Source organism: Pseudoxanthobacter soli DSM 19599 (assembly GCF_900148505.1).
Classification (GTDB): domain Bacteria; phylum Pseudomonadota; class Alphaproteobacteria; order Rhizobiales; family Segnochrobactraceae; genus Pseudoxanthobacter; species Pseudoxanthobacter soli.
The window spans coordinates 40736-52902 of sequence record NZ_FRXO01000016.1 but is presented as its reverse complement, the minus strand read 5'-3'; the positions used below and the strand labels follow the sequence as shown (position 1 = coordinate 52902).

Genomic DNA, 12167 nt, shown 5'->3' with positions numbered 1-12167 from the left:
CGGTGAATTTCCGCCTGAGACCGCGATGCGTGCGCCAGCTGCCCGGGAGGCGACAGGGCTGCGCTGAGCCGCCGCCCATACCCCCCACTTGACAGATTGATAATCGTCAAATTTATTGGATTACAATAATTCGTCGAAATATGACGGGAGGAAACCCATGGACGATCAAGAACGCAACATCGTTGCGACGGCTCTCGCGCTGCCGTCCGGCCTGAGCCGGCGCGTGTTCATGCAACTGGCCGGCGTCGCCGGCATCTCGCTGGCGATGACGCCCGCGATCACCCGCATGGCCGAGGCGGCGGAGATCGTCCGCGGCAAGATCGCCAATCAGGTCTCGACGCCTGCCAACGATTACTGGGCGGTGTGGACGCGCGCCTTCGACGAGGCCGCCAAGGCGCTCGGGCTCGAAACCCAGGAGCTGTTCCATCAGAACGACACGGCGCGGCAGCTCGCCCAGGTGCGCAGCCTGCCGGCGAGCCAGGCCAGGATGCTGATCGGCTGCGTCGAGCCGGCCGGCTCGCTGCCGACGGTCGCGCGCTTCTGTGAGGACAACAAGATCTTCTATGTGCCGAGCTGGGAATCGCCGGCCTGGTTCACCCCGCCGGACGTCGGCGACTACTACGTCTCGTTCGTGACGCCGAACTCGATCGAGGGCGCCTACGAGGTCGCCAAGGCCCTGTTCGAAAGCATCGGCGGCGAGGGCAAGGTCGTCCACATCGCCGGCATGGCGACGCCGACCGACACCTACCGCACGCTCGGCCTGATGCAGGCGGCCAAGGAATATCCAGGCATCCAGATCGTCGGCGGCCTGCGCGCCAACTGGGACCGCGAGCAGGCCCGCAAGGTCATGCTGTCGATGGTCACCGCCCACCCGGACATGAAGGCCGTGTTCGCCCAGAACGACAACATGGCGCTCGGCGTGCTCAGCGTGCTGCGCGAGCGCAAGCTGACCAACGTGAAGGTGTCGGGCGTCGACGGCCTGCCGGAAGGCCTGAAGGAGGTCGCCAAGGGCGGCCAGATGGTGGCGACCCACACCTCGCTGCCGCCCTACGGCGCCGGCTTCACCACCGTGCTCGCCTTCGATGCGCTGAACGGCTGGAAGCCGACGCTGGGCGAGCGGCTGCTCTTCACCGGCTCGGCGCTGGCAACGGCAGAGAACGCGGCGAAGATCGAGGAAGCGATCTACGGCAAGGGCTCGAAGCCGTTCGACTGGGCGCTGATGAGCCGCGCGCTCAATCCGGAGACCTGGGATCCCCAGAACAAGATCACCGCGATAGACCCCGACATCTATTGGGGCCCCTTCCCCGACGGCAAGGACCGCCTCAACCCGATCTACAAGGGCGCGGCGGAACGCGGCGAATTCTCCAAGGTCGACGCCCTCTATGCGGCGCACTACAAGACCGGCCCGGTCAAGGCCTGACGCGTCCCGGCGATGACCATCTCTCCCCCTGCCCTTGAACTGAAAGCCGTCACCAAACGCTACGGCCCGGTGACGGCGCTCGACGGCGTCGACCTCGTTCTGCCCCGTCACGGCGTGCTGGGGCTGGTGGGGGAGAACGGCGCCGGCAAGTCGACGCTGATTTCCGTCATCAACGGCACCGCGCGACCCACGGACGGGCAGTTGCTCGTCAATGGCCGCGCGGTCCATCTCGGCAGCCCCGCGGAGGCGGCGCGCGCGGGCATCGCGACCGTGTTCCAGGAACAGGGGCTGGTTGCCAATCTCCGCGTCTACGAGAACATGCTGCTCGGCCGCGAGCGCCAGTTCACCCGCGCGGGCGTTCTCGGCGCGGGCGCGATGCGGCGGTTCGCACGCCGCGTGCTCGACGAACTCGGCATCGCCATCGACCCGCAGGCGGTGACCGGCACGCTGACCTTCGGCGAGCGCCAGCTCGTCGAGATCGCGAAGGCCTTCGCCCTCGGGCATCTCTACCCGGTCGAGCCGATCGTGCTTCTCGACGAGCCGACCAGCGCGCTCTCCGATCGCGAGACGGAGATCCTGTTCGATTCGATCCGCCGCTGGCGCGGCAAGGCGTCGATCGTTCTCGTCTCGCACCGCCTCGCGGACGTGTTCGCCGTCTGCGATGCGGTCACGACGCTCAAGGACGGCCGCGTCAGCGGCCATTGGTCGATCGGCGAGGCCACCGCCGACCTGCTGCACGAGGCCATCGTCGGGCGGCCGCGCTCGGCCGGCTACTACAAGGAGCACGAGCAGCGCGACACGCCCGGCGACGTGGTGCTCGAACTCGCCGGCATCGAGGTGCCCGGGCAGCTTCGTTCCGTCTCGCTCTCGGTGCGGGCGGGCGAGATCGTCGGCGTCGCCGGCGTGCTCGGCTCGGGCAAGACGACGCTCGGCCACGTCATCACCGGCGCGCTCAGGCCGAGCCGCGGCGACATCCGCGTCCACGGCCGGCCGCTCGCGCCGGGCTCGCGCGCGGCGGCGCTCGCGGCCGATATCGGCTCCGTGCCGGCCGAGCGCAACCTCGCCGGCGTGATCGGCATGCACTCCGTGCAGTCGAACCTCGTGCTGCCGAGCATCAGGACCTTTCGCCTGCCGCGGTTGCCCATGCTCTCGGCGCGCCGGCAGGCGGAGACGACCGACCGCTGGATCGGGCGCCTGCGCATCAAGACCGCCGGACGAGGCCAGCAGATCCGCAATCTCTCCGGCGGCAATGCCCAGAAGGTGGTGTTCGCGAAGTGGCTGGCGCGCGGCGTCCGCGTCTTCGTGCTCGACGATCCCGGCCGCGGCCTCGATGTCGGCGCGAAGGAGGAGATCTACACCCTCCTGCGCAGTCTCGCCCGGGAGGGCGTCGCCATCGTGCTGATCTCCGACAACCTGCCCGAGATCATCGGCCTCTCGAACCGGATCGTCACGTTCCGCGGCGGCGCGATCTCCGCCGAGGTCCCCGCCCCGGCCGACGGCAAGCCGTCTGAAACGGCCGTCGTCACCAACATGGTCTGAAGGCCGAACCGGAGCCTCGCATGTCCTCAACCGTCCCCCACACGGCATCAGGCGCCAACACCATGCAAACCTTCCTCGCGAGGCATGCGGTCTCGCTCTACCCGCTTCTGGTGATCCTGGCGCTCATCGTGTTCTTCGCGGTGCAGAACCCCTATTTCGCGACCTTCGACAATGCCATGAACATCGGCCGGCAGTCGTCGGTGCTGCTGCTCGTCGCCCTCGCCGGCACGATGGTGATCATGATCGGCTCCATCGACCTTTCGGTCGGCTCGATCGTGACGCTCGCCGGCATCGTCACCGCGCTCGCCATCGACCCGTTCGGGCCGGCTGTCGCGATCGCCGCCGGCATCGGGATCGGCATCGCCGTCGGCCTCGTCAACGGGCTCACGCTGATCGCGCTCAAGGTGCCCTCGTTCCTCGTCACGCTCGGCATGCTCTCGGTGCTGTCCGGCATTGCCAACATGATCTGCGGCGGCTCGTCGATCATGTTCATGGACCAGAGCCTGAGCGAGTTCGTGAACTCCGAACTCGTTCCCGGGCTGCCGAACATCATCCTGATCGCGCTTCTGACGGCCGCGGTGCTGAGCTTCGTCGCGTTCAAGACCGTGCTCGGCCGCTATCTCTACGCCATCGGCGGCGGCGAGGTCGTGGCAGCCAACACCGGCGTGCCCGTCAACCGCTACAAGGTCTACGCCTTCATGCTGTCGGGCGGGCTCTGCGGGCTTGCCGGGGTGCTGCTCACCGCACAGGTCGGCGCAGGAACGCCGGCCGCCGGCGCCAACATGCTGCTCGATTCCATCGCGGCCATTGTCATGGGCGGCACCGCGCTCTCGGGCGGCATCGGCGGCCCCCAGCGCACCATCCTCGGCGTGCTCGTCATCGCCATCCTCTCGAACGGCATGGACGTGACCGAGGTGTCGAGCTTCACCCAGGAGGTCGTGAAGGGCCTCGTCATCATCCTCGCGGTCGCCTCCACCATCGACCGCAAGAAATATCTCTTCATCAAGTGAAGGCCGGCGCGCGGCGCCGTCCCACAGGGAGCAAGATCATGTCGGAGAAAGTCGTGCCCGTCGTCACCCGCGCGGGCAAGGAGCACACGGGAACCGGGCAGTCGGGCGGCGCGGTTCGCGTCTCCGGCGTCAGCCCGCAGCATACGCCGGCCACGAAGATCTGGTTCGGCCGCGTCTCCAACGAGCCGGGCTACCGCTCGTTCCCGCATCATCACGGCGCGGCCGAGACCGGCGGCTACGTGCTCAAGGGCCACGGCCGCATCTATTACGGCGAGAACTATGGCGAGTTCATCGACATGACCGAAGGCGACTTCGTGTTCGTGCCGCCGTTCATGCCGCATGTCGAGGTGAACATGAGCACGACCGAGGAACTCGTCTGGCTCACGGCCCGCACGCCGGACAACATCGTCGTCAACCTGCCGGACGTGGACGACGAGATCCTGGTCGGCTATTCGCCCGCCTGAGACCAAGAAAGCCGGGCGGGACCCAAAAAGACCGCCCGAGACCAAGAAAACACGCGGGAGGAAAGATGACCGACGTTCGCCTCTACATGTTCGATACGGGCATTCTCAAGTGCAAGTATCACGACATCTACCTGAACCAGGGCGGGGATTCCGATCTCGACATCCCCGTCCCGTTCTTCGTGATCACCCATCCGAAGGGCAACGTCGTCATCGACGGCGGAACGCCGGTCGAATGCGCCACCGACGCCATGGGCCACTGGGGCAAGGTCGCCGAGTTCTTCACGCCGGTCATGACCGCCGATCAGGGCTGCGTCGCACAGATCGAGGCCGCCGGCATCGCGCCCGAGAGCGTGCGCTATGTCGTGCTGTCGCATCTCCACCTCGACCATGTCGGGGCGGTGGGCCGCTTCCCGAACGCGACCCACGTCGTGCAGCGCACCGAATACGAATACGCCTTCGCGCCGGACTGGTTCGCCGTTCTCGCCTATGTCCGCAAGGACTTCGACAATCCGGCGCTGACGTGGCTGCTGCTCGAGGATAGCTGGGGCGACTTCTACGACCTCTATGGCGACGGCTCGATCATCCTGATCCGCTCGCCCGGCCACACCTGCGGCCATCAGTCGATCCTGGTGCGCACCTCCGCGGGGCAGCACGTGCTGCTCGCCGTCGATGCCGCCGACACCATGGACCACTGGGAGGAGCGCGCCCTGCCCGGCGCCCTGCATTCGGCGATCGATGCCGTGCGCTCCGTCCGCAAGCTGCGCGCGGTCGCCGCGAAGACGGACGCCCTCGTCGTCGCCGGTCACGACGGGCCGCAATGGGCGGCACTGCGCAAGGCGCCCGAGTTCTACTGAAGCCGCGAAGGAACCGACGCGATGAAACTGCTGCGCTACGGCGCCCCCGGCGCCGAGAAGCCGGGCCTTCGCCATGACGACGGCACCCTGCGCGACCTGTCCGGCATCGTTCCCGACATCGCCGGCGCGGTGCTGGGCGAGGCTGGCCTCGCCGCGCTTCGCGCCGTCGATCCGTCGGGCCTGCCGGTCGTATCCGGCGAGCCGCGCATCGGCGCCTGCGTCGGGGCGGTCGGCAAGTTCATATGCGTCGGCCTCAACTATGCCGACCACGCGCGCGAGACCGGCAAGGCGCCGCCGGAGGAGCCGATCCTGTTCATGAAGGCGACGAGCGCCATCTCAGGCCCGTTCGACGACGTCGAGATTCCCGCGGGATCGGCGAAGACGGACTGGGAGGTGGAGCTCGGTGTCGTCATCGGCACGCGGGCGAAATATGTCGCCGAGGCCGACGCGCTCGCCCATGTCGCCGGCTACTGCCTCATCAACGACGTCTCCGAGCGGGCGTTCCAGTCCGAGCGCGGCGGGCAGTGGACCAAGGGCAAGAGCCACGACACCTTCGGCCCGATCGGCCCGTGGCTCGTCACCCGCGACGAGATCGCCGATCCACAGGACCTCGCGCTCTGGCTCGATGTCGACGGCATCCGCCGCCAGACCGGGTCGACGCGAACCATGATCTTCGGCGTGGCCACCCTCGTCAGCTACATCTCGCGGTTCATGACGCTTCAGCCCGGCGACATCATCGCCACGGGCACCCCGCCCGGCGTCGGCCTCGGCCACAAGCCGCCGCTCTTCCTCCGGCCCGGCCAGACGATGCGCCTCGGCATCGACGGGCTCGGCATCCAGAACCAGCGCACCATCGAGGCCCGTCCGTGATCGCGCCCCCCGCAACCGCCGCCGCCATGACCGATCTTTCCGGCCGCCTCGCCATCATCACCGGCGGCAGCCGCGGCCAGGGCGAGGCGGAGGCCCGCCTGCTCGCCCGCGCCGGCGCCGCCGTGCTGATCGCAGACGTGCTCGATTCCGAGGGAACCGCCCTCGCCGATGCGCTCGCCGCAGACGGTCACGAGGCGCGGTTCGCGCATCTCGACGTCGCCAGCCCGGAAGACTGGGCGGCGGTCATCGACGAGGCCCGCGGCTGGAAAGGCCGCCTCGACGTGCTCGTCAACAATGCCGGCATCATCAACCGCAAATCGACCAGCGACACCACGCTCGACGGCTGGAACCGGCTGATCGGCATCAATCTCACCGGCACGTTTCTCGGAATCCAGTCGGCGGCGCCGCTGATGCGCGCGGGCGGCGGCGGCAGCATCGTCAACATCGCCTCCAACAGCGCCTTTTCCGGGCACTACGACCCGGCCTACACGGCAAGCAAGTGGGGCGTACGCGGCCTGACGCGCAGCGCGGCGATGGAATATGTCACCTGGGGCATCCGCGTGAACAGCGTCTGCCCGGGCCTGATCGTGACCGGCCTGAACGCCAACGCCAGCCACCTCCAGCCGATGATCGGGCTGACGCCGATGGCGCGCAGCGGCACGCCGGACGAGGTCGCGCAGCTTGTGCTGTTCCTCGCCTCGGACGCCTCATCCTTCATCACGGGCGAGGACTTCACCATCGACGGCGGCTTCACCGCCGGCGCCGCCTACCGCCGAGTCGCCGTCGAAAGCGGGCTGCTGCCGACGGCGGGCGGGGGCGGCTGAGGTGCGCACCGCCCCGACGTGCCGCCGGGAAGCGAACCCAGTCAGACTTGCGATGTGCAGAGGCGCTCTTCTGCCTCCGCCCCCGGCTCGGTTTCCTGTGCCGCCCTGCGCCCGAGGAAGGCGAAGACGACGACAGCGGTGACGATCGTGATGGCGCAGAGCATCAGGAGCAGGGTCGCGAAGGCGTCGCCATAGCTCTGGACGAGCGCGGCGCGGCTCATCTGAGGCAAGGCAGCCGCCGCGCTCCCGATATCGCCGGTGACGAGCCGCTGGGCAGCCGGACCTGCATGCGCCGCCGGGCCGCCGGCCGCGAGATGGTTCGCCGTGAGCGCGGACAGCACGGCGCTGACCACGGCGAGCGCCACCCCTTCGCCGGCCACCCGCGTCGTGCTGAAGATGCCGGTCGCCATGCCGGCGCGCTCCTTGGGCACGACACTGACGGCAAGCCCGTCCATCAGCCCCCAGGGCAGGCTGATGCCGATGCCGATCAACGCCATGGGCAGGGCGACGCCCATCGCCTCGCTCCCGAGCGGAACGCGGCTCAGCCAGAACAGGCCGGCGGCGCAGATCAGCAGGCCCGCACCACAGATCGCCGCCGGTGCCAGACGGCGCGTCAGCAGTCCGGCCGCGATCGGCAGGACCAGCAGCGGCGCAGAAAGCGCGATCATCAATCGGCCGGCGGCAATCTCGCCCATCCCCTCGACGCCGATGAAACGCACCGGCAGCAGGATCAGCAGCACGACGAAGGCATAGGCCGGCGCCGCCGCCAGCAGTTGCACCCCGACGAACCGGGGGTAACGGAACAAGGTGAGATCGAGCATCGGCCGCGTGACATGCCGCTCGATCACGCCGAAGGCGATGAAGAGCACGACGGAGCCCGCCAGCACGCCGAGCACGGTCCGGTCGGTCCAGCCGCGCTCGGGCGCCAGCAGGATGCCGTAGGTGAAGAGCGCCAGGGCCAGCGTGAAGCTGAGCGCGCCCGGCCAGTCGAGGCCGGCGGCGTTGGGATCGCGTGTCTCGCGCAGGAAGCGAGCGCCCAATGCCAGGGCGAGCACGGCCAGACCGACCACGAGCGCAAAGATGCTGCGCCAGCCGAAAGCGTCGATCATCAGCCCCGACGCGATCGGCCCCAGGGCGAGGCCGACGCCGAAACTCGTGCCGACGATGCTGAAGGCACGGGTGCGCGCGGCGCCCTCGAACTCCTGCGCGAGCGCCGCCATGCCACTGGAAAAGGCGGCGGCCGCCGCGCCGCCCTGCGCCGCCCGCCCCAGATCGAGCCAGAGGAGGTCGGGAGCAAGGGCCAATGCCAGCGAGAGCAGGGCGAACGCACCGACGCCGGCGAGGAAGACGCGCTTGCGGCCGTAAGCATCCGCCAGTCCCCCCATTGCCATCAGGCTCGACCCGAATGTCAGCATGAAAGCGTTGGTGACCCAGTTGAGCCCGATCGGACTGCCGCCCAGCACCTTGCCGATGGCGGGAAGCGCCACTGCCGGCCCGGTGAAGGTCAGCGGCATCGCGGCAGCCGCGAGGCAGACGGACAGGAGCACGAGCGCCTGTTCGGCCGCACGCGGCCGGGAGGTGGTTTGCGTCATGAATCAAGGCCCTGTTCCGGCGGCGCCGCTACCTCAGCCCGCGCTCGCCTTTCTGTGGAAACAGGATAATCTGGAGGGAATATCTGCCAATGAGCCGCCTATTCCGGTCTTATCGGAACAGAACGCTCGAATATCCCGGCGTCGAGAGGGCTTGAATGGACTCGCTCAGCGGCTTGATGGCCTTCGTCCGGACCGCCGATCTCGGCAGCTTCGTCGCAGCCGGGCGCATGCTCGGCCTCTCCGCGTCCGCGGTCGGCAAGGCCGTCACCAAGCTCGAACAGCAACTCGGCATCCGCCTGTTCCAGCGCTCCACCCGCAGTCTGCGGCTGACCGAAGAGGGCCGTGCCTTTCACGAGCGCTGCCGGCGCATCCTCGATGATCTCGACGACGCCCGCGCCATGCTGGCCAGCACGACGGACGCGCCGCGCGGGCGCCTGCGCGTCAGCACCCCGATCGTGAGCTATCACCTGCTCCTGCCGGTCCTGCCGGAGTTCATGACGCGTTATCCCGAAATCGATGTCGATCTCGACTTCAATGACCGCCTCGTCGATCTGATCGACGAGGGCGTCGATGTCGCGATCCGCAGCGGCGACCTTCCGGATTCGCGGCTGATGGCACGGACCCTGCGCCCCTTCCAGATGCTGCTCTGCGCCGCGCCCTCCTACCTTGAACGGCACGGCACGCCGGAATGTCCGCGCGACCTCGACGGGCATCACGGCATCCGCTTTCGCTATCCCAACAGCGGCAAGATACAGGACTGGCCGCTCACGCTTGCCGCCGGCGAACCGGATCTGCGCACGCGCACGGTGTTGACGTGCAACAATATGGAGGCGCTGCGCGGCGCCACCATCGCCGGGCTCGGCATCGGCTGCATGCCGGATTTCCTGGCGCGCGATCCCCTCGCGAAAGGCGCGCTTCGCACATTGCTCGACGACCGCATCGATGCTCCCGGCCATTTCAGCCTGATCTGGCCGTCCAACCGCAACCTCTCGCCGAAGGTCAGAGTGTTCGTCGACTTCATCGGGGAGCGCCTGTTCTCTACCCGTTGCGAAACGCCTGGTGAGACGGCCGCCCCGACGGATTGAGCCGGCCTTCACGCGCCGCGCTTTCCGCGGTGCGCGGACGCGCGTTCGATCGCCGGTCCCGCGAGACAATCCCCCCGTTCGGCCTCCATCGCCGCGCCGTTCGTTGGCGGTGCGAGCAGCTTCTTCGGCAGCCTGTCAGACCGGGCTCGCTCGCGATCCGACAAAGACGATGTCGGCCGGAGCCAATTCCGGGGAAACATATTTTTCGCGAACGCGCGCCGCTCTCTGCCCCGCATCTGTCGGTCGGCATCGGGAGACTTATAGTAACGTGATCGGCGAGCCGGCCGGCGTGCGCGCGCCGCGCCCTCTCCGCTTCCTTCCCGCCACGCAAGGATGAGGCAGGCCCATGGATATCCGGCTTCTTACCGGCTTCGTCACCACGGCGGAACTTGGCAATGTCACGCTGGCAGCGGAGAAGCTGCATATCACCCAATCGGCTCTGTCGCGCCAGATCAAGGCGCTGGAGGACATGCTGGGCGTGTCGCTGTTCCAGCGGGTGGGCAAGCGGATGCGGCTGTCGGCGGAGGGCGCGGCACTGCTGCCGCGCATGAACGCCGTGCTGCAGGCGAGCCGCACCCTGCAGGCCAGCGCCGGACAACTGCGCAAGGGCGAAAGCGGGCTTTTGCGCGTGGGGGCCTGCTCGCAGGTCATCGAACGCTTCCTGCCCGATTTTCTCGCTCGCTGGCAGCGAGACAACCCCTCGATCGCCGTGCAGATCGTGGAAGGCGGCGGCGCCGACCTCAACGCGCGCCTTGGCGAAGGCGCCATTCAGATCGCGATCAACGCAGCCAGCTTTCTGGAAGACCATTATGAGGCCACCACTCTGGGGACGCTTTCTCTGACCGCCGTTGCCACACCGGAACTAATCGGCGACGGCGACGGACTGATCGAGATCGCCGACATCGCTCGCCATCCCCTGCTTCTGCTGAACCACCGCCATGCGTCGCGAGAGATGCTGGACGCCGCCTGCCGGCTGGCGGGCGTCAGTCCGCAGGTGGCGCTGGAGAGCAACGCCCCGCATACGCTGCTGGCATTGGCCGAGGCCGGCAGCGGCATCGCCGTGGTACCGGCGGCGGCCCCGCCGGCCACAGGGCGATTGCGCGCCCGCCCGCTCGGCTATGGCGGCCGGGTGCTGTCGTTCGATATCTGCGCGATGTGGCGCATCAGCGAGGGATTGCCGCCCTATGGCCTGCGGTTCGTCGACCTGTTGCGCCGGCACATAGCGGACGCCGCCGAACCGGCAACCGGCAGTGAGAAAGTGGTGCTGATGCGCCGCGTCGGCGCTTGAGGCCGCCGGATCCCGAAGCCGGCATATTCACGATCGGCATGAATTTCGATCGCAAATCGGCATTGGACCTGCGGCCATCCGTTCACCCATCATGAGGCTGGATTTTCAGGCTCGTGAGGTGTCTGCGCCGGAGGGCTCGTCCGCGCGCACCGTTCCGCGCCCCCATTCGCCTCAAACCGAGGGTCCCGCTCCATGGTGGCCAAGCCGTTCCGCGTTGCCGCGCTTCCCGCACTGTCGCAGGAACGTATCGTGCTGGTGTTCGCGGTGGCGCTGTTCGCTCTCTATGCGCTCATCCTGCCGGGCTTTCTGGCGCCGGGAAACCTTGTCGCCATCGTCCGCTCGGTCGCCGTGCTCGGCATTCTGGCCGTCGGCATGGGTATCGTCGTCATCGGGCGCGGCATCGACCTCTCGATGATCGCCGTCATGGCGATGGCTACCGCGTGGCAGCTCCAGCTCATGACAGACGGCACCGGCGCGCTGGCCGCGACCGTGCTCGTGGGAGCGGCCGTGGTGGGGATCGGGCTGTTCAACGGCCTGCTGATCGCCTACGGCAACGTTCCGGCGGTTTTCGCCACCATCGCCTCGGCGGCAATGGTGTTCGGCGTGATACGCTCCCAGCTCATCACTCAAGATACCATTCCGGTACCGGCGGAGGGTGGCTTTCTCCTCGCGTTCGGCCAGTGGCGCCCGGCCGGCCTCCCGGCGGAGGTGGTGACGTTCGCCGTCGTCGCCCTGCTGGCGCTGCTGCTGCTGCGCTTCACCCGCGCCGGCCGGTACATCTACTACAGCGGCGACAATGCCGAAGCCGCGCGCATCACCGGCCTGCCGGTGCGCCCGCTGGTGATGCTGCAATATGTGCTCTCCAGCCTCGCCGGCTGGCTCGCGGGCCTCGTCACAGCGGCGGGCCTGCAGACCATCAACACCCGCATCGTCAATTCCACCCTTCTCTACGATGTCATCCTCGTGGTGGTGATCGGCGGTATCGGCCTTTCCGGGGGCCGCGGAGGGGTGCGCAACGTGGTGGTCGGGGCGCTGTTCATCGGCATCCTGCTGAACGGCATGATCATCCTCGACCTGCCGCACATCTGGCAAAACCTCATCAAGGCCCTGATCCTGCTTGCCGCCCTCATCGTCGACGGCCAGCTCAACCCGCGCGACGAGCAGGTGGGCCAGCAAGGCGATATCTGAAACCCGATTTCCGCCGGCCGCCCGCACGGTCCT

General features: G+C 68.1%; 11 protein-coding genes. 10 read left to right on the top strand and 1 reads right to left on the bottom strand.

What is annotated here, in order from left to right; all coding sequences use genetic code 11:
- Positions 1 to 157 precede the first annotated feature (157 nt).
- The 7 genes from BUF17_RS21475 to BUF17_RS21445 all read left to right on the top strand — a co-directional run bounded on the left by BUF17_RS21475 (position 158) and on the right by BUF17_RS21445 (position 6981).
- Positions 158 to 1420 (top strand): sugar ABC transporter substrate-binding protein, encoded by a 1263-nt coding sequence (locus BUF17_RS21475; protein WP_073632642.1) that lies wholly within the window; start codon positions 158 to 160, stop codon positions 1418 to 1420.
- Positions 1421 to 1432: 12 nt separating this feature from the next.
- A complete protein-coding gene (locus tag BUF17_RS21470; RefSeq protein ID WP_073632640.1) occupies positions 1433 to 2959 on the top strand; it encodes a sugar ABC transporter ATP-binding protein in 1527 nt (508 codons plus the stop codon).
- 20 nt (positions 2960 to 2979) lie between these two features.
- Positions 2980 to 3969, top strand: a complete 990-nt coding sequence (locus tag BUF17_RS21465; RefSeq protein ID WP_244530985.1) for an ABC transporter permease — start codon at positions 2980 to 2982, stop codon at positions 3967 to 3969.
- A gap of 38 nt (positions 3970 to 4007) precedes the next feature.
- The gene (locus BUF17_RS21460; protein ID WP_073632638.1) at positions 4008 to 4433 is read left to right on the top strand and encodes a cupin domain-containing protein; all 426 of its coding nucleotides are present in this window, start codon (positions 4008 to 4010) and stop codon (positions 4431 to 4433) included.
- 65 nt (positions 4434 to 4498) lie between these two features.
- Positions 4499 to 5287 (top strand): AttM family quorum-quenching N-acyl homoserine lactonase, encoded by a 789-nt coding sequence (attM, locus tag BUF17_RS21455; RefSeq protein WP_073632636.1) that lies wholly within the window; start codon positions 4499 to 4501, stop codon positions 5285 to 5287.
- 21 nt (positions 5288 to 5308) lie between these two features.
- Positions 5309 to 6157: a fumarylacetoacetate hydrolase family protein gene (locus tag BUF17_RS21450; protein ID WP_073632634.1), complete on the top strand. Its 849-nt coding sequence runs from the start codon at positions 5309 to 5311 to the stop codon at positions 6155 to 6157.
- Positions 6154 to 6981 (top strand): SDR family NAD(P)-dependent oxidoreductase, encoded by an 828-nt coding sequence (locus tag BUF17_RS21445; RefSeq protein ID WP_244530984.1) that lies wholly within the window; start codon positions 6154 to 6156, stop codon positions 6979 to 6981. The genes BUF17_RS21450 and BUF17_RS21445 overlap by 4 nt, the downstream gene beginning before the upstream one ends.
- 41 nt (positions 6982 to 7022) lie before the next feature.
- On the opposite strand, the gene BUF17_RS21440 is transcribed toward BUF17_RS21445, so the two are convergent.
- Positions 7023 to 8573 carry an MFS transporter gene (locus tag BUF17_RS21440; RefSeq protein ID WP_073632632.1) on the bottom strand — a complete coding sequence of 517 codons (1551 nt, stop codon included), beginning with the start codon at positions 8571 to 8573 and terminating at the stop codon, positions 7023 to 7025.
- 155 nt (positions 8574 to 8728) lie between these two features.
- Here BUF17_RS21440 and BUF17_RS21435 point away from each other — a divergent pair, with 155 nt between their 5' ends.
- The 3 genes from BUF17_RS21435 (at position 8729) to BUF17_RS21425 (ending at position 12134) form a co-directional block, all read left to right on the top strand.
- Entirely contained in the window at positions 8729 to 9658 is a 930-nt protein-coding gene (locus BUF17_RS21435) for a LysR family transcriptional regulator (RefSeq protein ID WP_073632630.1), read from the top strand.
- Positions 9659 to 10004: 346 nt separating this feature from the next.
- Entirely contained in the window at positions 10005 to 10946 is a 942-nt protein-coding gene (locus BUF17_RS21430) for a LysR family transcriptional regulator (protein WP_073632628.1), read from the top strand.
- A gap of 192 nt (positions 10947 to 11138) precedes the next feature.
- Positions 11139 to 12134: an ABC transporter permease gene (locus BUF17_RS21425; RefSeq protein ID WP_073632626.1), complete on the top strand. Its 996-nt coding sequence runs from the start codon at positions 11139 to 11141 to the stop codon at positions 12132 to 12134.
- Positions 12135 to 12167: the final 33 nt, after the last annotated feature.